This window comes from Rhizobium sp. P2_G9, assembly GCF_056403475.1.
Map to the genome: position 1 here is coordinate 1 of NZ_JBFUFK010000032.1, position 25,803 is coordinate 25,803.

Annotated in this window: 23 protein-coding genes and 1 tRNA gene; 10 read left to right on the top strand and 14 right to left on the bottom strand. The window is 59.1% G+C overall.

Annotated elements, in window-relative coordinates; genetic code table 11:
• A partial coding sequence (locus AC1DYF_RS24285) for an EamA family transporter (protein WP_477879346.1) occupies positions 1-372 on the top strand: 372 nt, incomplete at its 5' end.
• A gap of 78 nt (positions 373-450) precedes the next feature.
• On the opposite strand, the gene AC1DYF_RS24290 is transcribed toward AC1DYF_RS24285, so the two are convergent.
• Together AC1DYF_RS24290 and AC1DYF_RS24295 are read right to left on the bottom strand one after the other, a co-directional pair.
• Positions 451-2,676: a sensor domain-containing phosphodiesterase gene (locus AC1DYF_RS24290; protein WP_477879347.1), complete on the bottom strand. Its 2,226-nt coding sequence runs from the start codon at positions 2,674-2,676 to the stop codon at positions 451-453.
• A gap of 70 nt (positions 2,677-2,746) precedes the next feature.
• Positions 2,747-3,091 carry a hypothetical protein gene (locus tag AC1DYF_RS24295; RefSeq protein WP_477879348.1) on the bottom strand — a complete coding sequence of 115 codons (345 nt, stop codon included), beginning with the start codon at positions 3,089-3,091 and terminating at the stop codon, positions 2,747-2,749.
• A gap of 265 nt (positions 3,092-3,356) precedes the next feature.
• Here AC1DYF_RS24295 and AC1DYF_RS24300 point away from each other — a divergent pair, with 265 nt between their 5' ends.
• On the top strand, positions 3,357-3,794 hold the full coding sequence (locus AC1DYF_RS24300; RefSeq protein ID WP_477879349.1) for a hypothetical protein: 438 nt from the start codon (positions 3,357-3,359) through the stop codon (positions 3,792-3,794).
• Positions 3,795-4,150: 356 nt separating this feature from the next.
• Here AC1DYF_RS24300 and AC1DYF_RS24305 read toward each other — a convergent pair whose 3' ends face one another.
• Both AC1DYF_RS24305 and AC1DYF_RS24310 read right to left on the bottom strand, forming a co-directional pair.
• Positions 4,151-4,486, bottom strand: a complete 336-nt coding sequence (locus AC1DYF_RS24305) for a hypothetical protein (protein ID WP_477879350.1) — start codon at positions 4,484-4,486, stop codon at positions 4,151-4,153.
• Between the two features lie 230 nt (positions 4,487-4,716).
• Positions 4,717-4,905, bottom strand: a complete 189-nt coding sequence (locus AC1DYF_RS24310) for a hypothetical protein (RefSeq protein ID WP_477879351.1) — start codon at positions 4,903-4,905, stop codon at positions 4,717-4,719.
• 513 nt (positions 4,906-5,418) lie between these two features.
• Between AC1DYF_RS24310 and AC1DYF_RS24315 the strand changes: the two genes are divergently transcribed.
• The 6 genes from AC1DYF_RS24315 to AC1DYF_RS24340 all read left to right on the top strand — a co-directional run bounded on the left by AC1DYF_RS24315 (position 5,419) and on the right by AC1DYF_RS24340 (position 14,236).
• Positions 5,419-6,459: a glutamine synthetase beta-grasp domain-containing protein gene (locus tag AC1DYF_RS24315; protein WP_477879352.1), complete on the top strand. Its 1,041-nt coding sequence runs from the start codon at positions 5,419-5,421 to the stop codon at positions 6,457-6,459.
• Between the two features lie 440 nt (positions 6,460-6,899).
• A complete protein-coding gene (locus AC1DYF_RS24320) occupies positions 6,900-8,552 on the top strand; it encodes a calcium-binding protein (protein WP_477879353.1) in 1,653 nt (550 codons plus the stop codon).
• Between the two features lie 217 nt (positions 8,553-8,769).
• Entirely contained in the window at positions 8,770-10,182 is a 1,413-nt protein-coding gene (locus tag AC1DYF_RS24325; RefSeq protein WP_477879354.1) for an HD domain-containing protein, read from the top strand.
• Positions 10,163-10,675, top strand: coding sequence for a hypothetical protein (locus tag AC1DYF_RS24330; protein WP_477879355.1), 513 nt, complete (start codon positions 10,163-10,165; stop codon positions 10,673-10,675). The genes AC1DYF_RS24325 and AC1DYF_RS24330 overlap by 20 nt, the downstream gene beginning before the upstream one ends.
• A gap of 169 nt (positions 10,676-10,844) precedes the next feature.
• Positions 10,845-11,954, top strand: a complete 1,110-nt coding sequence (locus tag AC1DYF_RS24335) for a type IIL restriction-modification enzyme MmeI (RefSeq protein ID WP_477879356.1) — start codon at positions 10,845-10,847, stop codon at positions 11,952-11,954.
• Positions 11,955-12,055: 101 nt separating this feature from the next.
• On the top strand, positions 12,056-14,236 hold the full coding sequence (locus AC1DYF_RS24340; RefSeq protein WP_477879468.1) for a class I SAM-dependent DNA methyltransferase: 2,181 nt from the start codon (positions 12,056-12,058) through the stop codon (positions 14,234-14,236).
• An 85-nt stretch (positions 14,237-14,321) separates the two neighbouring features.
• On the opposite strand, the gene AC1DYF_RS24345 is transcribed toward AC1DYF_RS24340, so the two are convergent.
• A tRNA-Arg gene (locus tag AC1DYF_RS24345) sits at positions 14,322-14,398 on the bottom strand.
• Between the two features lie 212 nt (positions 14,399-14,610).
• Between AC1DYF_RS24345 and AC1DYF_RS24350 the strand changes: the two genes are divergently transcribed.
• The gene (locus tag AC1DYF_RS24350) at positions 14,611-14,883 is read left to right on the top strand and encodes a DUF3601 domain-containing protein (protein ID WP_477879357.1); all 273 of its coding nucleotides are present in this window, start codon (positions 14,611-14,613) and stop codon (positions 14,881-14,883) included.
• A 91-nt stretch (positions 14,884-14,974) separates the two neighbouring features.
• Here the strand turns inward: AC1DYF_RS24350 and AC1DYF_RS24355 are convergent, their stop codons facing one another.
• The 3 genes from AC1DYF_RS24355 to AC1DYF_RS24365 all read right to left on the bottom strand — a co-directional run bounded on the left by AC1DYF_RS24355 (position 14,975) and on the right by AC1DYF_RS24365 (position 17,343).
• Entirely contained in the window at positions 14,975-16,018 is a 1,044-nt protein-coding gene (locus tag AC1DYF_RS24355) for a Gfo/Idh/MocA family protein (RefSeq protein WP_477879358.1), read from the bottom strand.
• Between the two features lie 23 nt (positions 16,019-16,041).
• Entirely contained in the window at positions 16,042-16,827 is a 786-nt protein-coding gene (locus tag AC1DYF_RS24360; RefSeq protein WP_477879359.1) for a ThuA domain-containing protein, read from the bottom strand.
• Positions 16,828-17,154: 327 nt separating this feature from the next.
• Positions 17,155-17,343: a hypothetical protein gene (locus AC1DYF_RS24365; protein ID WP_477879360.1), complete on the bottom strand. Its 189-nt coding sequence runs from the start codon at positions 17,341-17,343 to the stop codon at positions 17,155-17,157.
• Between the two features lie 262 nt (positions 17,344-17,605).
• On the opposite strand from AC1DYF_RS24365, the gene AC1DYF_RS24370 reads away from it, so the two are divergent.
• Positions 17,606-19,315, top strand: a complete 1,710-nt coding sequence (locus AC1DYF_RS24370) for a calcium-binding protein (RefSeq protein WP_477879361.1) — start codon at positions 17,606-17,608, stop codon at positions 19,313-19,315.
• Positions 19,316-19,427: 112 nt separating this feature from the next.
• On the opposite strand, the gene AC1DYF_RS24375 is transcribed toward AC1DYF_RS24370, so the two are convergent.
• From AC1DYF_RS24375 to AC1DYF_RS24400, 6 genes are all read right to left on the bottom strand, one after another.
• Complete coding sequence (locus AC1DYF_RS24375) at positions 19,428-20,498, bottom strand: ABC transporter ATP-binding protein (RefSeq protein WP_477879362.1); 1,071 nt, start codon at positions 20,496-20,498, stop codon at positions 19,428-19,430.
• 61 nt (positions 20,499-20,559) lie between these two features.
• The gene (locus AC1DYF_RS24380; RefSeq protein ID WP_477879363.1) at positions 20,560-21,447 is read right to left on the bottom strand and encodes a carbohydrate ABC transporter permease; all 888 of its coding nucleotides are present in this window, start codon (positions 21,445-21,447) and stop codon (positions 20,560-20,562) included.
• A 3-nt stretch (positions 21,448-21,450) separates the two neighbouring features.
• Positions 21,451-22,359, bottom strand: coding sequence for a carbohydrate ABC transporter permease (locus tag AC1DYF_RS24385; protein WP_477879364.1), 909 nt, complete (start codon positions 22,357-22,359; stop codon positions 21,451-21,453).
• 64 nt (positions 22,360-22,423) lie between these two features.
• Positions 22,424-23,686: an ABC transporter substrate-binding protein gene (locus AC1DYF_RS24390; RefSeq protein WP_477879365.1), complete on the bottom strand. Its 1,263-nt coding sequence runs from the start codon at positions 23,684-23,686 to the stop codon at positions 22,424-22,426.
• Between the two features lie 97 nt (positions 23,687-23,783).
• Positions 23,784-24,683 (bottom strand): sugar phosphate isomerase/epimerase family protein, encoded by a 900-nt coding sequence (locus AC1DYF_RS24395; RefSeq protein ID WP_477879366.1) that lies wholly within the window; start codon positions 24,681-24,683, stop codon positions 23,784-23,786.
• A gap of 1 nt (position 24,684) precedes the next feature.
• Positions 24,685-25,686: a Gfo/Idh/MocA family protein gene (locus AC1DYF_RS24400; protein ID WP_477879367.1), complete on the bottom strand. Its 1,002-nt coding sequence runs from the start codon at positions 25,684-25,686 to the stop codon at positions 24,685-24,687.
• Between the last annotated feature and the right edge of the window lie 117 nt (positions 25,687-25,803).

A 25,803-nucleotide genomic window follows, 5' to 3' on the forward strand; every position in this document is an offset into this window, starting at 1 on the left:
GATCCGGCGACCACCAGCTTCTTCTACACCGGCGTCGGCGGCGTCATCGTGCTGACCCTGATCGGCCCATTCTTCTGGACGCCGTTGGCGCCSACCGATTGGGGTTGGCTCGCCGTCATCTGCTTCACCGGCATCGCCAGCCATTTCTGCCTGATCAAATCCTTCGACTATCTCGACGCGGTGGTCGTGCAGCCGCTCGGCTATTTCCAGCTCGTGCTGGCCTCATCGCTCGGCATCGTGGTGTTTCACGAGCCGCTCAAGCTCAACATCGTCATCGGCTCCGCGATCATCGTTGGCGCCGGCCTGTTCACCATCTGGCGGGAATTCGTCACACGGCGCGGCAAGATCGAAGCCGCCCTGCAGAAAAGTTGACGTCAGAGCACGCTCTAAACCTTTGTTTTGCGCATGTCGTTATCCTGAAACCGGTTCCCGCTTTCAGGCGACATGCTCTTAAGCGCGCCGGGCGACATTGGCGGGGCCCAGCAGGTTGACCGCGTCGCTAGCCGGCATCGCCCTGCCGAACAGATAGCCCTGGCCGCCATTGCAGCGCGCCAGGCGCAAAAATTCGCACTGCGCCTCTGTTTCGATGCCTTCCGCCACCACGTCCATGCCGAGATTGTGGCCGAGATCGACGATAGCGTTGACGATGGTCATGTCCTGCGGCCGGGCGCCGAGGCCGGCAATGAAGGTCTGGTCTATCTTCAGGCAATCAATCGGAAAATCCTTGAGATGAGTGAGCGACGCATAGCCGGTGCCGAAATCGTCGAGCGAAATACGGATGCCTTCGCCATGCAATTGCTCGAGCGTACGTCCGACAAGCCTGGGATCGTCGCCCCAGAACACGGTCTCCGTCACTTCGATCTCGATCAGCGACCGCGGAATCCGCTTCTGGTCCAGAGCGCGGATGAGCTGGGCGGCGAAATCCTGGGTATGGAAACTGTGTTCGCCGACATTGAAGCTGACGACGCCCGGATCGAGGCCCTGGTCGAGCCAGCGCGCCATGTCCTCCGTGACCCCTGCCATGATATGCTGGGTGATCAGCCGTGAACTCGTTGCATCGGCAAAGGCCGACCAGAAGTCGGCGGGGCTGCTGATCGTGCCGTCGGCATTGCGGATGCGCGCCAGCGCCTCGAAACCGTAGACCGAGCGATCCGGCAGCCGCACCTTCGGCTGGTAGAAGGGAACGATGCAGCTTTCCGCGCCGGCGCGCCGCACCTTTTCGATCGCCACGCGGCGGGTGTCGAAAATGGTGGCGATTTCCGGGCTGAAACGGCCGACGCTGCCGCGACCGCCGCGCTTGACCTTGTAGAGAGCCATGTCGGCGGCGCGCATGAAATCATCCGGCGTCGCTGCGTCCTGCGGATAATGCGCAATGCCGATCGAGGCCGAGAAATAGATCGACCGCCGTTCGAACTGCACCGGCTTGCGCACATCCTGCAGGATTTCTTCCGACAGCCGCCTCAGCTCGTCATCGCCAAGGCGCGCATCGAAAAGCAGCGCGAATTCATCGCCGCCAAGCCTCGCAATCGCCGCCATGTCTCCCGCCAGCCCCTGCAGGCGCCGGGCGACGGCACGCAGCACGGCATCGCCCGCAGGATGACCAAGCGTGTCGTTGATCTCCTTGAACCCATCGAGGTCGAGCAGCAGCAGGGACAGCGTCGCATCGGACGGCGCCTCGGAGCCGAGCTTCTCCGCCAGCATGGTCTGGAACCAGATGCGGTTGGGCATGTCGCAAAGCGCATCGATATTGGCGCTGCGCCAGAGCCGCTGCTCGGCGTGATAAGCGTCGGTAATGTCCTGGAAAATGCCGATCATATGGGTCGGCGCGCCATCCAGATACTCGACATCGCCCGACACACGCACGCGCCGCTCACGCCCCGTCGCGGTGATCAGGTCGGCATCGAAATGAAATCGCCCACCGGCTTCGATTGCCTTAGAAACCGTGTCGCGGACCCTGTCGCGATCATGCGGCGCATAGAAGCCGAAGCCGAGTTCAAGCGGGATGACCTCCTCGTCGAGCTCGTGAATGCGGCGCACCTCATCGGACCAGGAGACCGTGCCGGCGGCGAGATCCACCCGCCAGGCCCCGATCGCCGCCATGCTTTCGACATGGGCGAGCAGTCTTTCCCTGGCCTCGGCCTGCTGTCGCTGTTTTTCGGCCTCCTCCAGCGCTTCGCTGGTGCGGACATTGGCGCGATGGGCGAGCAGCAGCCCTTCGACGGCGCGTGCCAGGCGCCTGAGCTGGCTGAGCTCGACATTCGAGACCATCCTCGGCATCGTGCCGATGACGCAGAGCGATCCGACAAAATATTCGCCGTCGACGGAAAGCGGAATACCGGCATAGAAGCGGATATGCGGCTCACCCAGCACGAAGGGATTGTTGGCGAAACGCGGATCCTTGCGCGCGTCGGCGACGATCAGCTCGCTGCGGCTGCGGATCGTGTGATCGCAGAAGGCCACCGAGCGATCCGTACCTTCGAGCGCGATGCCGCATTTGGCCTTGAACCACTGGTTATCCTGCGCCACCAGCGAGACCAGCCCGATCGGGCAGTCGAAAATCCCCGCGGCGGCCTCGACAATCGCGTCGAAGGCCGGCGAAACCGGCGTATGCATGATGCGAAGGTCAGCGAGAACCTTCAGTCGCTCGATTTCATGACATTCTTCGGTCAACAGCATCCGGAGCGCCCCTTTGTGGCACACAATAGTCGTTGTTCGCTAATTTCTGCTTACAGCGGTTGCAACACTTTTACAGGTGTGCACGCAAGGTGGCCGCCCAGCGTCGCCAGGTGCCTGCTTGCATGTTTCGCGCGAGCGCGCCGCGATGCACCGCCCCCTCCATCTTTTGCCTTCCATGCGGCATGGACCCGCGCTTCCGCGAAGCGACGAGGCGCATCATGGCATCCCGCAACTGGAAAAGCAGGATGAGTGTCAGCAACAGCACGATCGCTGCCACGACACCTGGCCAGGCAATGGAGAGGGCGGCAACCGACAATGTCTGACGATAGCCCACGTCGACGTCGTAGGAAAAAATGAATGCCAGCGTGAACAGGGCCATGGTTCCGACGGCCCAGACATAGAAGAAAGCAATCATTGCCGCTCCTGAAATCGAGACCGGAACAGTCCTGCGTTACTGCACGGATAACGTGCTTTCTTCCTAAAAGTTCCACCTCGTCTGGCAGAAACCGGCATATTCTGCGAGCGCCGCAAGGAAGGTGGCTTCTGGCCCCAGGCGTGACGATCGCATGGCCACGCGGCATCCATGAGCACGTGCTCACATTTCGCACTGCACCAATCCGCAAGCGCGACGCAAGCCTGCGAGCGTATCACATGCATATTGCGATCCAGGAGATATCGCCATGACGGTAATTCAATCGGCAAACCGTTATGCCTATACGCCCGCATACCGCGCCCGCCAGTCGACCAGCGACGACGTAACCGGCTTCTCGTCCAATGTCACGGATGAGATCGACCCCGATGGCGGCCGTGCCGGCAATCCGGTGAAGCTTCCGGTCACCCGGCAGGTCAAGGAAGCGCCAGATAGCCGCTTCGAATTCAGCCTGCCCTATCGGTCGGCCTTCTTCAACACGCCCAGCAATGATGGAACGTCGCGCGACGACAGCCGCGAGGACAGGACGGCGGCGACAGAAACGGACGACGCCGGTTCGACCTTCAACCAGCCGAACAGCAGTGATACGGTCGCCGCAACGCAATCATTTGTTGGGACCGAGACCACATCGGACGACCTTCTGGAAAACCCGATCGACGTGTTGACGAGCCTCTTGGGCGGTACCTGACGGCGTCGAATAACAACGCCCGTCCAGCCATCGCAATCTTTCGTGCCGCGCTACGTCAGCGTCCTGCAGATCGTTCTTCACCTCACAGCCAAGAGCATCGTAGAGAAGTGAAACGCTGCGTTTGGCGGCGCCGCCGGCAGCTCCCTCTTCTCCCCCAGCGGGGAGAAGGGTCCGAAGGACGGGTCGAGACGAGTGGCTCGACCCAGAAGGGTCGGATGAGGGGGACTTCGCGGTTGGGGCGCCCCCTCATCGCCTCGCATTCGCTCGGCACTGACCGGGGTCGAGCCACCGGTCTCGACCCAAAGCAGCAGGATGGGGCATGGCACGACGTTTCAGTCACACCCACCCCGGCGACCTTACTCCTCGAAATCAAACGTCCGCGGGTCGCCGTCGAAGGCAACGAGCACGGCGGCGTCGCGTTCCTTGCGCAGGAAATCGATGATCGCGGTTTCGGTGGGATTTTCCGTCTCGTCGTCGAGCGCCTCGAAGAATTCGCCAACCGTCAAGCCATCGCTCGATTCGAAACGGAGCGTCTGCCCGGACGTGCCACCCACGAGGGTGATGAAGCGGAAGGCGATATCGTCGTGATCCTCGCCAAGAAGCACGCTGACTTCGTCTTCGCCTTCGTAACCGTATAGCAGAATCCCCATGGGTTCGATCATATCATTGTCCTCGATTTGCACGTCTGGCATGCGTTAACACGCCCACATGCCTATTCGATGACGCCCCATTGGTCAAACCGGGGAAAACGCCTTTTGCAAAATCGTCGGAAGGTGTGGCACATGATGGAATTGGCCGCTCGCCATCGCCGGCTTTATGCTCATCGGCCTGAAATAAAAGCCCGGCCACCTCTCGGCGCCGGGCTAGTTTCTCACTTGGATGTCGGCCTGCAGCGCAGGAATGCGTTCCGGCACGATCGACATTATTGTTTGGTATTCCGGTCGGCATCGATGGCGTCGGTGTGGTACCATCCACCCTCATAATCGGAGACCGTTTCATAAGGCGCTTCGACGATGCGCTTCACTTCCTGCTCGAAACGCTTCGCCTTGCGCTGAAATGTATCCGGAAAGGAGATGATGGWCGCGCCTTCATGCCTGGCTTCAAATCTCATGGCGTTCAACTCTTGCTTTATCTGGCTCGGACTCTTCCGACCGTGAACCCGATATATAGCACAAGGTTGCTAATATCGCCATAAACTGCTCAAAAAAAATTCAGTCTGCTTATTTTTTAAGCAATCCATCTCTGTGACTAAGTTGTATCCGATTTCTGGCCTATTTTTGAGATTTTTGGCTTCGATTCTGAAATTTCTTTCGGATTTCGCGGCAATTTCTCACGCAAAGTGACGACTCTTAACACGATCGTGCGCAAAACGGCTGATTTTTTGCCAAATCCGATTTCTGCCCCTCAAAAAGCAATTTTCCGCATTTCTCCTTATGGTTGATTTTCGAAGTCCAAAACTGATGAAAAGCTTCGCCTTTGCTGAAATTTTGTCGCACCCGGCCGAACTGGCACGTGACGTGCATGTATTGCTGCGGTCCGAAGCCGGAGGCAGCGCAAATATGCCCGGCGCGGTTCGTTTGGGGTCTCCGATCTCACGTGACTTGTAACCTATGAGAGGTCTGTAATGACGAAGTTCAAGCTCGAGTATATTTGGCTCGATGGGTACACGCCTGTACCAAACCTGCGCGGCAAGACGCAGATCAAGGAATTCGACGGTTTCCCGTCACTGGAACAACTGCCGCTCTGGGGCTTTGACGGCTCGTCGACGATGCAGGCCGAAGGTCGTTCGTCCGATTGCGTGCTCAAGCCGGTCGCTGTTTTCCCGGATCCGGCCCGCACCAACGGCGTTCTGGTCATGTGCGAAGTCATGATGCCGGATGGCGTCACCCCGCACGACTCCAACAAGCGCGCCACCATTCTCGACGACGCGGACGCCTGGTTCGGCTTCGAACAGGAATATTTCTTCTACAAGGACGGCCGCCCGCTCGGCTTCCCGGAATCCGGCTATCCCGCACCGCAGGGTCCCTACTACACCGGCGTCGGCTTCAAGAATGTCGGCGACATCGCCCGCAAGCTGACCGAAGAGCATCTCGACCTCTGCCTGGCTGCCGGCATCAACCACGAAGGCATCAATGCCGAAGTGGCCAAAGGCCAGTGGGAATTCCAGGTTTTCGGCAAGGGCTCCAAGACTGCAGCCGACCAGGTCTGGATGGCGCGCTACCTGCTGCTCCGCCTGTGCGAACAGTACGGCATCGACATCGAATTCCACTGCAAGCCGCTCGGCGACACCGACTGGAACGGCTCGGGCATGCATTGCAACTTCTCGACCAAATATCTGCGCGAAATCGGCGGCAAGGCCTATTTCGAAGCCCTGATGGCCCAGTTCGACAAGAACCTGATGGACCATATCGAGGTTTACGGCCCGGACAACGACAAGCGCCTGACCGGCAAGCATGAAACCGCCCCGTGGAACAAGTTCTCCTACGGCGTGGCAGACCGCGGCGCCTCCGTCCGCGTGCCCCACTCGTTCATCAAGAACGACTACAAGGGCTATCTCGAAGACCGCCGCCCGAACTCCCAAGGCGACCCCTACCAGATCGCTTCCCAGGTTCTGAAGACGATTTCGGAAGTCCCGACCGCAGGCTCGGCTTCGGTCGCCGCCTGATCCAATCACGTGACTCCCAACCTTGGCGCCGGTGGCTTCCACCGGCGCCTTTTTTGTCGGTCATGGTCCCCCTGTCAGGTCAGCAGGGGTAGGATGGCTTTGTCGATGCCGATATCGGGGCAGCCGGCGTCCCCCCTCTCCGGCACGGTCGATCTCTCCAGGCGTCAATTCGCCATCTGCCCCCGCACCGACAGCAGTATCGCCATCAGCATCTGTCGAGAATACCTTCGCCGAAAGCATGACTTGATCATAATCAAGCGGTCATCATACTGTCATCGCAGCTGCGCATAAAACGCCATCATCTCATTCCGCATCGATGAACGCCAACCTCTCCGGTTGCCACGCGCGTCGTTGCGCAAAATTCCTCCAGCGGGGGCTCGGAGGATAGAGGCTCGGCCCAACCATTCCGGGCTGATCGTCATGCCAACAGGGAGAGACCTATGACGACCATCACCACGACCATCCATCTCACCGGAAACGACACAGCCTCGGTCGCCGCCGCCGACACGTTGAATTCCGCGGCAGACGACTATTCGATCGATTGGAAAGGCAGCGCCACGAGCGTCTCTTTCACCAATGACGGCATCGTCACCGGCACCAAAGGCGCTTTCCGCGCCGACAAGGACGTCACCGGCGTCATCGCCTTCAACAATCATGTCGGCGCCACCATCAATGGCCGCGTCCGCTTCGACGATATCGACAGCAATGGCGCCACGGTGACGGTCGACAATGCCGGCCTCATGTCCGGCAAGGACGGCGACCACGCGCTCGAATTCTCCACCGCCGGCTCGACCTTCCACCTGATCAACGAGGCCACCGGCGTCATCACCCAGGATGCCGGCAACGACGTCATCAAGGATGGCGCCAATGTCTTCCTCGAAAATCACGGCAAGATCATTTCCAAGGCCGACGTGATCAACCCTGACGGCACGCCGGACGATGATTTTTCCGGCGGTGACGGCGTCGATTTCGGCGACGGCGCCGGCAACACCGTGCACAATTATGCCGGCGCGCTGATCGAAGCGTCTCATCACGCTGTCACCGGCAGCGTCGGCGCCGTGGTCATCAACGATGCCGGCGCCTCGATCGTCGGCCGCAACGGCTCCGGCCTCAACTTCGACAACAATACCGGCGATCTCGACGCGACCAAGCTCACCGTCACCAATCACGGCACGATCATGGGCGAATCCCAGACCTATACCGACAGCGACGGCGATGCGGTCGATGCCGATGGCCTGGTGCAGATCGACAATTTCGGCTTCATCGGCGGCATGGGCGCCAATGGCCAGCATGATGGCGGCGACAACCACGCCGAAGGCATCGCCGCCGGCGGCGGCACCATCAACAACAAGGCCGGCGGCGTGATCTACGGCTTCGACCGCGCCATCCAGATCGACGACAGCGCCGAAGGCAACGCGCTGGCCGCCACCAAGATCACCAATGCCGGCCTGATCGAGGGGAATACTGGCGCCGCGATCACCATCATCGGCACTTTCGGCGACACGCTGACCAATTCCGGCACGATTTTCGGCGACGTTTCGCTCGGTGACGGCAATGACAAGGTCAAGCTCCTCGACGGCTCGATCGTCAACGGCCAGATCCTGCTCGGCGCCGGCGCCGATACGCTGACGGCGGTCAGCGGCAAGCTCGACATAGATGCCGGCACCGGCGCCGACACGATCAAATCCGGCAGCGGCAAGGACACGATCGACGGCGGCGCCAACGACGACAAACTCTCCGGCGGCGCCGGCCTCGACCACCTGACCGGCGGCACCGGCGCCGACACCTTCCTCTTCGCCGCCGGCGACACCGGCAACACCACCAAGACCGCCGACGAAATCACCGACTTTGTCGTCAAGGACAATGATATGCTGGACCTCAGCGCCATCGACGCCAATGCGGCCAAGAAGGGGGACCAGGATTTCAGCTTTATCGGGGGCGATGCGTTCGGCCATCACGCGGGAGAGCTGCGGGACGACCAGGTGAAGGGCGAGACTTATGTTTATGGTGACGTGGATGGCGACGGCAAGGCGGATTTTATTATCCATCTGGATGGGGCGCTGACGCTGAAGGCGGGGTCGTTTGATCTGTGATGGGGTCGTGAGAGCGGAGTTGGTGTGAGAAACGCCGCTGGCTCGAAAACTACAAGCGGTATTTTTCTTGTAGGCGGGCCGCGCCCATCCAAAAAATTGGCGGTGTGGCGGCATCAGACCGCAGGGCGCGAGAAATATATCTGGTAACAACCTTTTTCGCTGGCTGAACATTTGAGGCGAATCTGCGACCTTGACTTTGCGTCAAAACAAGAACATTATGGGAACATTGATGGTAAGCCAGCGAGTTCGAGATCCGCTGCATGACCTTATTGAGTTTGATACTGAGCGGGACGAGTTTGAGGACGTTCTTTGGAAGGTGATTCAAACTAGACCTTTTCAGCGACTTAGGCGTGTGAAGCAGCTTGGATTTTCTGACCTGGTTTATCCCGGAGCAACGCATTCTCGATTCGCACATAGCATCGGCGTTTTCCATACCGCACGCGCCTTGATGGACGTAATTCGGAAACACGTTCCGAAAGTGGAGGAGTCAAAAATGCATCGTGCGCTCGCCGCGGCACTAGTGCACGACCTCGGCCATGGCCCGTTTAGCCATGCCTTTGAAATGGTTGGAAAGCGGCTCGATTTGCCGATGGCTGACCACGAGCATGTTAGTGACATCTTAATTCGCCAAAGTGAAGTGGCAAAGGAGCTGAACGAGTTAGGAAGCGGATTCGCCGACGATGTCGCGGATATCATCCGCGGGCGCGGTAAGAAGAATGTCTACCGTGCGGTCGTCTCCAGCCAATTCGATGCCGACCGATTGGATTATATGCGACGGGACCGGCTAATGACCGGCACTCAGCACGCGGCCATCGACTTCAAGTGGCTGACTGCTAATCTCCAAATTGCCAGTGTACCTTATGGCGTGGACAAAGAGTCGATTGGCCAAATCGAAACGTTCGTTCTTGGTCCGAAAGCCATCTTTGCTGCCGAGGCGTACGTCCTTGGATTGTTCCAACTTTATCCAACAGTCTATTTTCATAAAGCAACCAGAGGCGCCGAGAAGGTCTTTGGCGACCTACTCTATCGCGCGATCACTCTCGTGCGGGGTGATAGCCTCAATCAGACGGGATTGCCGAGTAATCATCCCATAGTTCGCTTCGCATGGAACCCTGCTGAGGTCGAGTCGGCCCTTTCACTCGACGACACAACAATCTGGGGCGCACTCCCTTTGATGTGTGAGGCGAAGGACCATGTCATCGCCAGCTTGGCTCAATCGTTGAGGGATAGAGAACTGGGGAAATGCATCGATGTCAGGGAAAAGGTAGCCCACGCGTTGGAAGACACAGCCGGCGCTAGCACAGAGGTCGACGCGATATGCGCAAAAATCAAAGAGAAATTGTCCGACTGGACGGCCGGGCAAAGCGACGAATTACCTCGAATTCATACGGACGAGGCGTCTCGATCTCCATATAAATCAGTTGAAGAATCCGAGGGGGCACTTGACCGGATAAATATTTTGACTTCTGGAGGCGACCTGATCGATTTGAAGCAGCGTTCCGCGGTCGTCGCGGCGGTGAAACCCTTCAAGCTTTTCAGGGTTTACCTTAAGCGCAACGACGCCGACGCGCAAAATGTCGTCAACGCGATAATAGATGGGGAGATCCGCGGTGACCTTACGCGACACTGACAAAGTCAGGAATATAATTCTTGATGCTGGCGGCAGAATTGTCGGCCGGACAAAGTTGCAGAAAGTCTGCTTCTTCCTCGAAGCGGCTGCGCTCGGTGAAGGATTCCGCTTCAAATATAAGCACTATGGTCCTTTTAGCGAAGATCTTGCAGCCGCAGCACAGGACGCGGTCGCATTGGGTGGCATCGTCGAGAAGGTTTTCGCCGCATCTTGGGGCGGGTTCTATTCCGACTTCTCGGTGCCGTTACTACATACCTCGACCGCTAACCAAGCGCGACTGAATCTGGCGACGGAAGCAGCTGAAGCCGATTCCATAGAGCTTGAATTAGCCGCCACTGCCCTCTTCTTGTCTGGAGAGGGTTTCGCGGATCCATGGTATGAAACAGCGAGAAGAAAACCTGAAAAGGCAGATGACGGCCGGCTTGCCAAAGCGCAGACGCTTTATCGGAAACTGCAAAAGATCGTTCCAGATAAACTGCCCAATATCGCCTGACGGCCAACTTCAAGCCTAGAATGAACGACGTTCATGCCCGCCCGCTCCTGCATCCATTCACGACAGTCCATTGCTCTTGTGTGCTGAATTTTCAATGATGACACTTCCACAAAAGACCACTTGCACCTGAAACCCCGCGTCGTAAAAAGGGGGACGGGGGCAATTTCGCATGCAATCTAATATCGAGTCTTTCATCAGTCGCTGGCAGGGTCACGAAGGCGGACAAGAGAGGGCGAACTATGCCCTGTTTCTCACCGAACTCTGCGATGTCCTCGGGTTAGCGCACGCTGATCCCGCCTCGGCGACAACGGAGCTGAACGATTACGTCTTCGAGCGCGCGGTCAAGGAAACCGCCCGCGACGGTTCGACCTCCGCCAAGCGGATTGACCTCTACAAGCGCGATTGCTTCGTACTGGAGGCCAAGCAGAGCCGATTTTCAGGCGACAAGAAGATTGCCGAGGCGCCGCGATTGCCGGGCCTGGAAGCAGCACCGCGCGGCCGGCGGGCCAGCGCCAATCGTTCCTGGGACGTGCTGATGATGAACGCCCGCACTCAGGCGGAGAACTACGTCCGGCTGCTGCCGCCGTCGCATGAGCCGCCGCCTTTTGTCCTGGTTTGCGATGTCGGCCACTGCATCGAGGTCTATGCCAATTTCCGCCGCGACGGAAAAGCCTATGACCAATTCCCCGACCGTCGTTCCTTCCGCATCTTTCTCGAAGACCTGCGGCTGAAGGAAATCCGCGATCTGCTTGTCGCGATCTGGACCGATCCGCTGTCGCTCGATCCGTCCCGCCACGCAGCCAAAGTCACGCGCGACATTGCCACCCGTATCGCCAAGGTGTCGCAAGCCCTGGAAAAGGCCGGCCACGCGCCCGACGAGGTTGCAATGTTCTTGATGCGCGTGCTCTTCACCATGTTTGCAGAAGACGTAGAACTGCTGCCAACGGATAGCTTCAAGGACCTGCTGAAGCTTTGCGCCGAGAAGCCGGAAATCTTTCCGGGCATGATGGAAAACCTCTGGAAGGCGATGGACGTAGGCGACTTCGCCGCGGCGATCCAACACAAGGTCAGAAAATCAACGGCGAGTTCTTCAAGAGGCGCCGCGCATTGCCGCTCGCCCGCGAAGAGATCGGCGAACTGGCGGCCGCAGCCGCCTATGACTGGCGCGATGTCGAACCGGCGATTTTTGGCACGTTTCTGGAACAGGCGCTCGATCCGGCCGACCGGCGCAAGCTGGGGGCGCACTACACCCCGCGCGCCTATGTCGAACGGCTGGTGATTGCCACTGTCATCGATCCGCTGCGCGCCGAATGGGATGCGGCCCGCTCGACCGCCGACCGGCAAAAATCGGAGGGCAAGAACGACGCAGCGATCAAGACGGTGCAGGCCTTCCACGACAAGCTCTGCGAAACTCGCGTACTGGACCCGGCCTGTGGCACCGGCAACTTCCTCTATGTCTCGCTCGAACTGATGAAGCGGCTGGAGGGCGAGGTGCTGGAGGCATTGAACGATCTCGGCGGCCAGGAGGCGTTTGCGCTCGATACGCATACCGTCGACCCGCATCAGTTTCTCGGCATGGAGATCAATCCGCGCGCCGCCGCCATCGCCGAACTGGTGCTGTGGATCGGTCATCTGCAATGGCATTTCCGCAATCGCGGCGTGGCGCCCTCGGAACCGATCCTGAAAGCCTTCCACAATATCCAGAACGTGGATGCGGTGCTGCTCTGGGATGGCTATCCGCTGCCGCAAGTGGTGGATGGAAAGGAGGCCTATCCCAATCCACGGCGGCCGAAATGGCCGGAGGCAGATTATATTGTCGGTAATCCGCCTTTTGTCGGTGGCAAGGATATCCGCGCCAGAATGGGGTCCGGCTATGCCGAGGCTCTGTGGGCAGCGCACAAACACATGAACGAGAGCGCCGATTTCGTCATGTACTGGTGGGATCGCTCAGCCGACATTTTGCTCAGGCCAAAGTCGCGACTGAAACGCTTCGGTTTCGTCACAACAAACTCGATCAGCCAGGTCTTCCAACGGCGAGTGATGGAGCAATATCTCAATGCCAAGAAACCGCTTTCGCTGGTTATGGCGATCCCCGATCATCCCTGGACGAAGGTGACCCGCGACAGCGCCGCAGTGCGCATTGCGATGACTGTGGCGGAAACTGGCAAGAAGGATGGGCTGCTGCAGGAGGTGACAGCGGAAGAGGCTGTGGAAACCGACAGTCCTGTGATCCTGTTTGCCGACAAAGTTGGTAACATCAATCCCGACTTAACTGTGGGAGTGGATGTCACGGGAGCTATGGAGCTAAAAGCGAATTCTGCCATCTGTTCGCCAGGCATGAAGCTTCATGGCTCAGGCTTCATAGTCTCGCCGCAGGAAGCAGAACATTTAGGTCTGAGCCGGCGTCCAGGCCTGGAACATCACATTCGCCTCTATCGGAACGGCCGTGATCTGACGGACCGGCCGCGCGGTGTCATGGTGATCGATCTTTTTGGTTTGACAGCAGATGACGTGCGAGACCAATTTCCAGAGGTCTACCAGCACGTGCTGTCGACTGTTAAGCCGGAGCGTGACCAAAATAATCGTGCGACATATCGCGATAACTGGTGGATTTTTGGCGAGCCTCGGAGAGAATTGCGCCCAGCGCTCTTTGGGCTTGCACGTTACTTAGCGACCGTCGAGACGGCCAAGCATCGGGTCTTCCAATTCCTTGATGCTTCGATTCTGCCTGACAACATGCTGGTCGCCATCGGCCTGAGTGATGGCTATCCCCTTGGCGTACTGTCGTCACGTCTCCACGCAGCTTGGGCATTGCGTGCAGGCGGCTGGTTAGGAATCGGCAACGATCCACGTTATTCAAAATCACGTTGCTTCGATCCATTTCCTTTCCCCGCCGGCACCGATGAACAAAAACGGAAGATCGGCGCAATTGCCGAAGAGCTGGATGCCCACCGCAAGCGCGTCCTTGCCTGCCATTCTCATCTCACCCTCACCGGCCTCTATAACGTGCTGGAGCGACTAAAATCCGGCGCAAAGCCCGACGACCTCGACCCCAAGGAGCGCCGCATCTTCGATGACGGACTCGTCCTGATCCTCAAGGAATTGCATGATCGGCTCGATGCCGCCGTGGCCGAAGCCTACGGCTGGCCGGTCGACCTGCCGGAAGAGGAGGTGCTGGCCCGTCTCGTCACGCTCAACAAGGAGCGGGCAAAGGAGGAAAAGCGCGGGCTCGTGCGCTGGCTGCGACCCGACTACCAGATCCCGCGTTTCGGCTCGGAGAAGGAGAAGGCGGAACAGCTGGAAGCCGACCTCGGCGAGGCAGCGCCGGAGAAAGCAGGCGCTAAACCCAGCTTCCCGACCGACGAACGCGACCAGACGCCGGCTGTCCTGCATCAGCTCATGCAGGCCGAAGAGCCGCTCGATGCCGCCATCATTGCCTCGCGCTTCAAGCAGGGGCAGCGTTCGCGCAAATCCGTCGAAGCCGTATTGTCCTCACTTTTCCGCATGGGCTTGGTCTCAACGACGGATCAGAAGACATTCTTCTTCCGCCGCGCAGCATGAGACCACGCCGAATGCGGCTCGTTTTTGTGAAGCAGCTGACTACAGGAACAAATTGCCTCGAAAGCTACTTCGAGATTTTCGGAAATGGCGCACCCGACAGGATTCGAACCTGTGACCTTTGGAATCGGAATCCAACACTCTATCCAGCTGAGCTACGGGTGCTTTTGCGCGAAACAGAGAGGCGATTCCGCGGGGCCGGTAGGGTCTCTTAGCCTAGTCTCCGGCCTACTTCAATGGCGAATTTCCGCGGCGGGGTGGTGGAATTTCGGAATGGCGTCTGCGGCATGTCGGTYGACCTCGCGAAGTGCCCGGCAGAGTGCTATGTGGGACGCATGCAATTTCCAAAACTCTTCGGATCGAAGCAGGCTCTGCCCATGCAGGAACCGGCACAGGCTTTCAAACATCTGCAGCCAGGTCGGCGCTATCGGGTCGTGCGCGCCTTTGTCGATTATGACGGCGTCAGCCATGTCGAGGGTGAAAGCTGGATGTTCCTGACGTCGAGCTTTCTTCCCCACGAGGACGGCCTGTCGCTGTTCATCAGGATGGATGACGGTGCGAAAGGCCAGATTCGCCTGCAGTGGCGACCCGAGAGCCAGGCGGCTGTGATCGACGCGCTCGAAGACCACCTGGCCGAAGAGCGGACGTAAGACGCGCCGCGATCATTGGGGCTCGCCCGCGCTTTCGCCCGCAGTTCTCACGTGCCTGCCGAAACCGGTTTTCACCTACGGCAGGCATCGATCAGACCTTGTGCTCGACGCGCTCCTTCTCGGTAACGAAGGCCAGGTCCAGCGCCCGCTGCAGGTTGGCGGCGTGGCGGAAGTTCGGTTCGTCGTTGACGCCGGTCTTCACCGCTTCGGCGAAGCGCATATAATTGGTCGGCACATCGCCGGCGTCGATCTCGTCCCATTCGGCGCTCTCGGCGTCTTCGCCGATACAGGCTTTCAACCAGGAGCCCTCGGTCGTGTGCAGCACCTCGATGCCGCCCTTGTCGCCGTAGATCCTCAGACGCAGGTCGTTATAGTGGCCGGCGGCCCAACGGGTTGCGTGGATGACGCCGAGCGCGCCGTTGGAGAAATCCACCGACATGACGAAGCTGTCATTGGCGTCGAGCACATAGTCGCCCATCTTGCCGCCTTCGGCCTTGTCGAAGGTCTTGAGCCGGCCGAAAATGTGGTCGATCTCGAGGCCGGCGCCGTAAGAGGCGAAATCGAGAATGTGGATGCCGATATCGCCAAGCACGCCGTTGGAGCCATGCGCGGTGGAGAGCCGCCACAGCCATTTGCTTTCCGTGCGCCAATCGCCCCAGGATTTCGACACCAGCCAGCTCTGCAGGTAGGACGCCTCGACATGCTTGACGAAGCCGATATCGCCGGCGCGCACCATGGCGCGCGCCTTCTGCAGCGGCGCCACGTTGCGATAGGTGAGGTTGACCATGTTGATCAGGCCGGCCGCCTCGGCCGCCTCGGTCATTTCCATGGCGAGCTCGAAATTTTCCGCTAGCGGCTTTTCGCAGAACTGGTGCTTGCCGGCCTTGATGAGCTGCATCGTGGTCGGATGATGCGCCCGGTCGGGCGTCACATTGGCGACCGCGTCGAACTCGTCCCAGGCGAGCGCCTCGTCGAGCGAGGTGAACGTCTTGGGGATGTCGTGCGTCAGCGCGAAGTCCGCAACCCGCACCGGGTCGACATCCACCGCCGCGACGACCTCCACTCCCTCTATCTGCTTGAAATGATTGGCATGTTGATTGGCCATGCCGCCCGTGCCGAGAATCAGCAAACGCATATTCCGCCCCCGTTCGTGTAAGCTTATCGATAACCCGCTTCGCCCGCCTGATGCAGCCTGGGGCCGCGCTCGGTGATCGGCTCCAGCGCCTTTTCGACCGGCACGTTCGGCGCGTCATGCACGGCCTTGTAGGTCGGCATGGGGTTGTAGGCCCATTTGACGGCGTTCTGCAGCACCTTGTGCACCGGTGCCTGGTGATAGGTCGGATAAGTCTCATGGCCGGGGCGGAAATAGAAGATATTGCCGGCACCGCGGCGCCAGGTCATGCCGGAGCGGAACACTTCGCCGCCCTGGAACCAGGAGATGAACACGGTTTCGAGCGGTTCCGGCACGGAAAAGTGCTCGCCGTACATTTCCTCATATTCGATGACGAAATTGTCGCCCAGGCCCTGCGCAATCGGATGGCCGGGATTGACGACCCAGAGCCGTTCGCGCTCGCCGGCCTCGCGCCATTTCAGCGCACAGGGCGTGCCCATCAGCCGCTTGAAGATTTTGGAGAAATGGCCCGAATGCAGCACGATCAGGCCCATGCCTTCCCACACGCGCTTGGCGACGCGCTCGACGATTTCGTTGTCAACCGCACCATGGTCCTTATGGCCCCACCAGAGCAGCACGTCGGTTTCGTCGAGGCGCGATTGCGGCAGGCCATGCTCGGCCTCCTGCAGCGTCGCGGTGGTGGCGGAAATGGCGGCGTCGGCATTCAGCGCCTTGGCGATCGTCGTATGCATGCCTTCCGGGTAAATCTCGGCGACGATCTTGTTGGTCTGCTCGTGAATGTTTTCGCCCCAAACCACTGTGCGAATGGCCATGAACTTTCTCCATCATCCAGCTTTCAAACGAATTTGAAAGCGCTTTCAATTTTCACAACGTTAGCCGAGCCTCAGGGCTCTGGCAAGGCCTTCGGTCGGCAAATAGAGCGGATATCCGCAATGTCGATTTTAACGTTTTGAGATACCCGGCGCGTAGCAGGATTTTGGCGGAAACGCCGGCAGCGGCTCCCTCTTCTCCCCTCGGAGAGAAGAGGGAGCAAGCGGCTCGCGCACCGAACTTCCACCTTTGATACCTCCGGGCTCAAATCCGCCGGTTGCTCTCCGGATCGGAGAGATGCACGAGCCCCCGATCGATCGCAAGCCGCATCATGTCGCCCGGCCGGACGTGTTCACGCCCTGCTCGACCAAGGTGATCTCGAGATCGGCGCCCAGGGTGATATAGGTCAGCGAGCGCGTCGATTCGATGCCGGCCACCGGCATTTCGAAGCCTTCGAGTCCATTATGGACCACGCGGCGATCTTCCTGTCGGCGGCGGCCGGTTGACGCATGAGTCATCGCCTGTTCCGCCGAACGGCGCCGCGCCTTATCATGTTGGACCAAATCTTGCCGCCGCAGGCGGCTGGGGTAAACATCAAATCGCGCTCGGCACAGTGATTTTCACAGTCGCAATTATTTTAGTTAAACTACCCTGTTTGTGGGGGGACCAAAGGATAATTTGCCATAGACTGAGAATGACATCTTGCCGGAGCGGACGAGAGACCAGCTCCGCACCATCAGGCATATCGCTTGGCAATCGTCAATTTTCTGGAGAACTGTAATGTTGCCTGCGACAACAGACGGTCAAGCCATTGAGAATACTTTTAAATTCATTAGTTTATTCGCGTCTGATCAATTTGACGTCATTGATATTACTGCGTTTTTTCTCCAAGGGCATAAGATAAATGCGGACCTCGATTTTGGGCACCCATCACCGGGCAGTAGATTGCAAGCCTCATCTAGYCCATATGGAAGTATAACGGCCACTCTAGATAACTCAAACGCCTTTGTGACCGATTTTACTGTGAAAGGCGCAGAAGGCGAGAGGCTGTTCACGATCAGCAATATTCATCTTTCACTCGCTAAATACGAGAATCTGCTTATCGGAAAAACTGGCCTCACGGGACTTGTGGACAAAGCATTGTCGGGCAACGACATCATCTACGGTAGGGGGGACGTCGGCGATAGCCTCTTTTTGTACACCGGCAGCGGCAATGACATCGTCCATGGCGGGCTTGCCAACGAAACAGTCGATCGCGGTGGCTACAAAGGCAGACTGACTTTCGATGGCGGGGCCGGCGAGGACAAGGTTAGCTATCTCGATATTTCCGCGCACAATGGCCTTAACGCGAACCTCATCACGGGCTTGGTYATCAATCCCTATGGCCAGACCGACAGGCTCAGCCATGTCGAGGATATCGAAGGCACGATCCTCGACGATATCGTCATCGGCAGCAMAGCAACCAACGTCTTCTTGGGCAGTACCGGCGACGACACACTGAAAGGTTTGGACGGTAATGACCGCCTGGCTGGCAGCGAGGGCAATGATATTCTGATCGGCGGCAAAGGTAACGATTTTCTCAACGGCGGTGAAGGCGGGGATGTTCTTTCGGGAGGCGGCGGCACGGACCAAATTGCCTTCGGCGGATACGGCCCCGACCTGACGACGACAATTGTCGATCTCATAAATCCTGCCAACAACATCGGAGACGCCAAGGGCGACGTGATCACCAGCGTCGAAGAGTTCCTGTTTTCCAACACCACCGTTGGCTTCGTCGGCACAACTGCGGCAGAGCATGTCGAAAGCATTGGCGGTGGTGACGACAGTTTCGTCATGGGTGGCGGCAACGATTTCGTTGGGGTCGATGGTGGTGGCGACACGATCAAGGGTGGAACCGGGCGCGACACGGTTCGGATCGATGGAGACGCCAGCATCGATCTCGAAACACCAGCCAACAACTCCGGCGCTGCGGCCGGAACGGCATTCGACAATGTCGAGATATTTAACCTTACTGGGACGACTACTGCTTTCTCTGGTGATGACAAAGCCAATGTGGTCGTCGCCGGAGGAGGATTTGGGAGCCGCGGGATGTTGGATGGACGTGGTGGCAATGACCGGCTCACCGGCGGTGGCGGCGGCGACGATCTCACCGGCGGCGGCGGCGCTGACCAGTTTATCTATATCGATCGTCTCGACAGTCTGAAACTGAATGACGGTGGCGCCGCACTCGACGTCATCAAGGATTTCAGCCATTCCGATGGAGATAGGATCGATCTGCACGCCATCGACGCCAATGGCAACACGAAGGGCAATCAGGATTTTACCTTCATCGGTTCCCAGGATTTCTCTGGAAAGGCAGGCGAACTCCGCTTCGAGAAGGACGGTGGCGACACTTATGTCTACGCCGACACCGATGGGATCAATGGCGCCGACTTCGCGATCCGTATCGACGGCTCCATAAACTTCGCCAAGGCGGACTTCATGCTGTGACACCCTCCGTCATCTGCTGTTCAAGATTGACGACACGCTGACAGTCAGGAAGATGCACAACTCCGATATGGTCGAAAGCGATCTGGCCATCCGAGGCTTGAGCGGAAAATAATCAAACCCGCTTGCCCGTGTCGGGATCGAACAAATGCACAAGGCTGGGGTTGATCGCCAGCATCAGCGTGTCGCCGGGACGGACGCGCTCCCGACCCTGCTCGACAAGCGTAATCTCGGGATCGGCGCCTAGGGTGATATAGGTCAGCGAGCCTGTCGATTCGATGCCGATCACCGGCATTTCGAAGCCATCGGATCCATCATGGGCGACGCGCAGATGTTCCGGCCGCATGCCGGCCAGAACCTTCCGGCCGACGGCGACCGGCTCGGCACAATGGATCGACGGCCGGCCGGGAACATCGAGAACGATCCGGCCGCCCTCGATGCCGGTCGCCGGCAGGAAATTCATTGCCGGCGAGCCGATGAAACCGGCGACAAAACGATTGGCCGGCCGGTCGTAGAGCTCGAGCGGCGCGCCCTGCTGCTCGATCACGCCGTCGCGCATCACCACGACATGGTCGGCCATGGTCATCGCCTCGATCTGGTCATGCGTGACATAGACGGAGGTCGCACCGAGCCGGTCGTGCAGCGCCCGGATTTCCTTGCGCATTGACACGCGCAAAGCCGCATCGAGATTGGACAGTGGTTCGTCGAACAGGAAAGCCTTGGGATTGCGGATGATGGCGCGGCCCATGGCGACGCGCTGGCGCTGGCCGCCGGACAGCTGCCGCGGATAGCGGTCGAGCAAGCCGGAAAGGCCGGCAATCGCCGCCACTTCCTCGGCCTTCTTTTTCGCCTCCGGCTTCGGCACTTTGCGCATTCTCAGCGAATAGGTGAGGTTCTGCTCCACCGTCATATGCGGATAGAGCGCGTAGGATTGGAACACCATGGCGATGTCGCGCATGCGCGGCGGCACGTCGTTCATCAGTTCGCCGGCAATCTTCAATGTGCCGCCGGTGATCTTTTCGAGACCGGCGAGCGAGCGCAGCAGCGTCGACTTGCCGCAACCGGACGGGCCGACCAGGGCAACGAACATGCCCTTCGGGATCGTCAGGTTGATATCCTTCAACGCATGGAAGGCGCCGTAATGTTTCTCGATGCCGGAAAGCTCGATCTGGATGTCCTGGTTCATGCCGAAACCCTTGCTGGTCCCGCAACGAGACCGATGGAATGCCCGAGAGTGGAGAGCGCCGTCATTTGACCGCTCCGGCCGCGATACCGCGCGTCAGCGTGCGCTGGAAGATCAGGAAGAAGATCACGGTCGGTATGATGCCGAGGAACGCGGCCGACGCCTGCAGCACCGGGTCCGACATGTTCTGGCCGCGGGTCAGCCCCATGGCCACGGAGACTGTCTGATTGTCGTTGGACACCAGCATGACCAGCGGAATGAGGAATTCGTTCCAGGTCCAGATGAAGAAGAAGGTTCCCAAAACCATGAGCGTCGGCCTGAGCACCGGCACGATCACCAGCCACAACGTGTCCCAGTGGTTCGAGCCGTCCATCTCCGCCGCTTCGAGGATCTCCCGGGGAAATGTGCTGAGCACCGTCGATAGCAGGTAAGTGCCGAAAGCGCTTTGCAGGACCGCGAAAATGATGATGACGACGAGCTGTGTGTCGTAGAGGCCGGTCGCCTTGGCCATGTAATAGAGTGGGTAGATGATCGATTCCTGCGGCACCATGATGCCCATCAGGAAGACCACCAGGATCAGGCGCGAGCCCGGCACCTTGCCCACGCCGATCGCATAGGCGTTGAACAGGCTGATCAACACGCCGAGCACCGCGACACCGAAGCTGATCAGCACGCTGTTGAGCAGTTTGCGGGTGAAATCGGAGACCGTCCAGAATTTCTCGATCGACGTCAGGTCGATCGAATGCGGGATCGAAAGCGGCCCGCCGACGGCATATTCGGCGCTCGCCTTGACGGCGTTGAGCAGAGCAAGGAAAAACGGAAACAGCGTGAAGGCGAGCAGCAGGATAAGGAACGCCAGCACCACCCACCGCGCTGAACCGCGCTGCGGCCGATGGGCTGTCGCAGCAGCCTTTGTCTTGGTCACACCGTCGCTGACAGCTGAATAGGCCATGATCTACTCCGTCCGCTCCTGGCGTGCCTGGAAGCGCAGGAAGATCACCGCCAGAACGATCGTCAGGATCGTTTGCACGACCGCGATTGCTGCGGCATAGCCCACGCGCTGCGTTGTGAAAAAGTGATAGTAAGTCAGATAGGAGGGTACCAGGGTGGCATTGTCAGGCCCGCCCGCGGTGATGACGAAGATCGGCGCAAACACTTTGAGCGCCGCGATCAGCGTCGTCAGGACCACAACGAAAATTTCGGGCGCCAAGAGCGGAATGGTGATCGTCAGGAACCGGCTCCCCCAGCCAGCGCCGTCGAGTTCAGCCGCCTCGTAGAGCGAAGGGTCGATGCGCGACAGGCCGGCCATGAACACGACCAGGCAATAGCCGACCTGGATCCAGACGATGACGAGAGAGACCGCGGCAAGCGCGTATGTGGCGTCGCCAACCCAATTCTGCGCCAGGGCTCCAAGGCCGATTGCCTTGAGCACGATATTGATAACGCCGAGAGGATTGAGGATCCACCCCCAAAGCACGCCTGCGACCGTCACCGGGAGAATTTGCGGCAGGTAGAAGCCGGCCCTGAACAGGCTTGCGACCCATTCCCCGAACTGGTCCCTGATATAATCGAAGAGCAGGGCGGCCAGCACCAGGCCGATGCAGACGGGAATGATCGTCATCGAGATGATGAACAGCAGCGTATGATACATCGACCCCCAGAATTGATCGTCCGTGAGCAGCCGATGATAATTCTGCAGGCCAACCGGGCGCGGGGTGCCGACGCCCTTCCATGCCGTGAAGCTCAGCCCGAAATTGGCAAGCTGCGGTATGAGCACGATCAGGATGAAGCCGATCAGCCCCGGGATGAGGTATAGGCGATAGCTCCACCGGCTGTCGCTCGGTCCCTGGCTGGCTGCGGCCATGTCGTTCTTCCTCTCACGTCCCCTATTGGCTGCGCCCGAGGGCGCAGCCTGGCTTTGCAAGTCGTTACTGGTTGGACTGCGCGTCGTCGTAGACCTGCTTGATCTGCTCGACGAACTGTTCCGCGGTCAAACTCCCCTGGAAGAGGCCCGTGCCCTTCTGGATAAGCACGTCGTAATAACCCGGGACCGGCCAGTCAGGGTAGAAGCCGAGGCCGTTCTTGTCCGAGATCTGCTTGAACACCGCAGCAGCGTTCTTGCCGACCGTATTGGTGATCGCAGAAGCATCAGCCGCAATCGGCACACCGCCATTGTTGCCGAGTTCGGCCTGGTATTTCGGCGACAGCGTCAGGCTGATCCACTCGGCTGCGAGATCGGGGTTCTTGGAGCCCTTGGGAATGACCCAGAGGTTACCCGTCGAACCAACCGAATATTTCGGCGTCGGGATCACGAATTGACCCCACTTGAAGTCCTTGATGGTCGAGGAGAACAGGCCGAGGTTCYAGGTGCCGGAGACATACATCGGCGCCTTGCCGGAGGTAAAGAGCAGGGCCGCGTCGGGGTCTTTCATGCCCGTCGAGTCCTTGCTGATATAGCCCTTGCTGACCCAGTCCAGCGCGGTCTTGGCCGCATAGAGATAAGGAGCACCATCGAGCGGTGCCTTCAGGCCCTGATAGTTGTGCACCCAATTGTCGTCCGCCTTGGTATAGGCGAGCGTGGCAAGCAGATGCTGGCCGCTGGTGTCGATGGCGCCAAGCGCCAGGGGCGTGATGCCCTTCTGCTTGAAGGCATCCATGTCGGCGACCCATTCGTCGATCGTCGTCGGCACTTTCAGGCCGGCCTTTTCGAACATGTCGATATTGTAGAAGCACGACACATATTCGCCGTAGACCGAGATGCCCCAGACATGGCCGGAGCCGTAGATGCCCTTGTCGTCATACTTGCTGAGCACCAGATCGCCCTCGTTGAGGATCTTGTCCCAGCCTTCCTTTTTCACATAGTCATCGAGATTGGTCAGCAGCCCCTGGCTGGAGACGAGGCCGGCCGTCGCATTGCCCTTGTTATATTCGAGAACGTCGGGCGCCTGATCCGAATTGAGGATCATGCTGCCGGAGGCCTGCAACTGCTGAAAAGTCTTCTGTTCGAAGCTGACGGTCACATCCGGGTGCTTCGCCTTGAATTCTTCAAGTGCCTTCTTCCAGGTAATGCCCTGGGCCGAAGGCGCATCCTCGAACCACCAGATCTTGAAGGTCTTTCCTTCGGCATGGCCGGTCGCCGTCATCAGCATCGACACGCCGAGCGCCAAGGCAAATTTCTTTATCGCTTTCATGCTTTCCTCCCAAAAATGCGGCAGCGCCGCGCCAAATCAAACCCGGCCGTGGCATATCGGGCCTCCCAGCCCGATATGCAAGAGCATATGTTAGCGATCAGGGATCGACAACAAATTCTCCACCACGGCAATTCTTCAGATAGTTCAAAGCGTGCACCTGGCCGGTCATTTCCAGCGCATCGCGATAGACCGGATCATGCCAGCCCTCGATATCGATCGAGCCCGACCAGCCGGCAAGACGCAGTTCGGAAATCACATCCGTCCAGTTGGTGTCGCCGAAGCCCGGCGTGCGCATGAAGAGGAATTTCTCCTTGCCGAAAATGCCGTGTTCCCGGATCACGTCCCAACGAATGGTCGCGTCCTTGCCATGCACGTGGAAGAATTTATGCGCCCATTTGCGGATCTGCGGGATCGGTTCGATCAGGTAGACCATCTGGTGGCAGGGCTCCCATTCGAGCCCGATATTGTCGAACGGCGTCTCGTTGAACATCAGTTCCCAGGCATCCGGATTGTGGGCGATGTTCCAGTCGCCGGTCGCCCAATTGCCGTCCATGGCGCAGTTCTCGAAGGCAATCTTGATGCCCTTGTCGGCGGCACGCTTGGCGAGATCGGTCCAGATCTCCTTGTAGCGCGGCAGGCTGTCGGTTAGCACCTTGTTGCGGATGCGGCCGGTGAAGCCGGCAACGCAGGTGGCGCCGAAATGATGCGCATTGTCGATGCAGTCCTTCCAGCCCTGCAGCGTATCGAGATCGATCGCCGTCGTCTCCAATGGATTGCCGAACATGCCGAGCGTCGAAATGGTGATGTCGCGATCCCCGATCGCTTCCTTACAGCGCTTGCCGAGTTCGGCCAGGTCCTGGCCATTGGTGGTCTGCCAGAAGAACGGCTCGAAACTCTCGAAGCCCATATCGGCGATCTGGCCGATACGCGTCGCCGCCTTGCCGGCGCTGGCGCTGATCATCGTGCCGATGCGGATGGATTTTGCCGGATTGCTCACTTCACTTCTCTCCAATCGTGACGCGCTGGCGGGTCTTGGCGCTTTCGATCGCGGCAAGCACCATGGCCAGGCTTTTGATATTGTCCTCGCCGATTGTTTCCGGCTTCCCGCCGGTCTCGACGGCTTTGAGGAAGGCGGCGATAACGCTCGCATGGCCTTCCTTCTCCGATGCGTTGACCGCGTCGGGCACGGAGATTTCCTCCTGCTCGCGCAAAAAACCCTCGTCGGCGGCAACGCGATGCGCGTCGAAAATCTCTGCGCCGTCCCAGAGTACCGTGCCCTTGGTGCCGGTGATCCGCCACCGGCTTTCCCAGCTTGTATTGGCGCCTTCCGCGCACCATGATCCTCGATAGGTGAAGGTCACGGCATCCGACATTTCGAAGATGGCAAAGGCCGAAGCACCATGCCGGTACCAAGAACCATTCGGATTGGTCTCATGGCAGTAGACGGCCTCCGGCACCTTGGCGGAGACGAAGCGGGCCGCGTCAAAGGTGTGGATCGCCATGTCGAGCAGCAGCACGTTGTCCATCTCTTCGCGAAAGCCGCCGAAATGGGCGCCGATGAAGAAATCACAATGCACGCCGGTCAATTCGCCGATCGCACCGCTTTCGACGAAGGCGCGCAGCCGGCGGATCCCGGGGATGTAACGGCGGTTCTGCACCACGGCATGGACACGACCGGCCTTTTCGGCGAGCGCGATCATCTCGTCGGCCTGGGCGATCGACGTCGCCATCGGCTTCTCCGACAACACATGGCAACCATGATCGAGGCCGATTTTCACCACATTCATCCGCGCCGGTGGAACAACAATGTCGAACAGGAGTTCAGCTTTGGTTTCCTGCAGGACGGAGGCGAGATCGGTGCCGCACTTGACATCCGCGAGATTGAACTCGGCGGCGAGCTTTTTGGCCGTCGTAAGATCGAGATCAACGAACCCGACGATCCGGATCTGATCGGCGAGCGCAGCATGCTCGGTTATGGCCCTGAGCCACCCTTTCGCCATCCCGCCGCAGCCGCAAATAACGGTATTCCTCCGCACAAATCCCCTCCCCGGGTCTGATTTCGCCGGAAATATGATTTCCGTAAACGTTTACGATGACTATGCCGTAAAAATGTTCTA

Bases quoted from the DNA above. Each gene is read 5' to 3' on its own strand.
- AC1DYF_RS24290 (WP_477879347.1), bottom strand. From the start codon at position 2,676: ATGCTGTTGACCGAAGAATGTCATGAAATCGAGCGACTGAAGGTTCTC.
- AC1DYF_RS24295 (WP_477879348.1), bottom strand. From the start codon at position 3,091: ATGATTGCTTTCTTCTATGTCTGGGCCGTCGGAACCATGGCCCTGTTC.
- AC1DYF_RS24300 (WP_477879349.1), top strand. From the start codon at position 3,357: ATGACGGTAATTCAATCGGCAAACCGTTATGCCTATACGCCCGCATAC.
- AC1DYF_RS24305 (WP_477879350.1), bottom strand. From the start codon at position 4,486: ATGCCAGACGTGCAAATCGAGGACAATGATATGATCGAACCCATGGGG.
- AC1DYF_RS24315 (WP_477879352.1), top strand. From the start codon at position 5,419: ATGACGAAGTTCAAGCTCGAGTATATTTGGCTCGATGGGTACACGCCT.
- AC1DYF_RS24320 (WP_477879353.1), top strand. From the start codon at position 6,900: ATGACGACCATCACCACGACCATCCATCTCACCGGAAACGACACAGCC.
- AC1DYF_RS24325 (WP_477879354.1), top strand. From the start codon at position 8,770: ATGGGAACATTGATGGTAAGCCAGCGAGTTCGAGATCCGCTGCATGAC.
- AC1DYF_RS24335 (WP_477879356.1), top strand. From the start codon at position 10,845: ATGCAATCTAATATCGAGTCTTTCATCAGTCGCTGGCAGGGTCACGAA.
- AC1DYF_RS24350 (WP_477879357.1), top strand. From the start codon at position 14,611: ATGCAGGAACCGGCACAGGCTTTCAAACATCTGCAGCCAGGTCGGCGC.
- AC1DYF_RS24355 (WP_477879358.1), bottom strand. From the start codon at position 16,018: ATGCGTTTGCTGATTCTCGGCACGGGCGGCATGGCCAATCAACATGCC.
- AC1DYF_RS24360 (WP_477879359.1), bottom strand. From the start codon at position 16,827: ATGGCCATTCGCACAGTGGTTTGGGGCGAAAACATTCACGAGCAGACC.
- AC1DYF_RS24365 (WP_477879360.1), bottom strand. From the start codon at position 17,343: ATGACTCATGCGTCAACCGGCCGCCGCCGACAGGAAGATCGCCGCGTG.
- AC1DYF_RS24375 (WP_477879362.1), bottom strand. From the start codon at position 20,498: ATGAACCAGGACATCCAGATCGAGCTTTCCGGCATCGAGAAACATTAC.
- AC1DYF_RS24380 (WP_477879363.1), bottom strand. From the start codon at position 21,447: ATGGCCTATTCAGCTGTCAGCGACGGTGTGACCAAGACAAAGGCTGCT.
- AC1DYF_RS24385 (WP_477879364.1), bottom strand. From the start codon at position 22,359: ATGGCCGCAGCCAGCCAGGGACCGAGCGACAGCCGGTGGAGCTATCGC.
- AC1DYF_RS24400 (WP_477879367.1), bottom strand. From the start codon at position 25,686: ATGGCGAAAGGGTGGCTCAGGGCCATAACCGAGCATGCTGCGCTCGCC.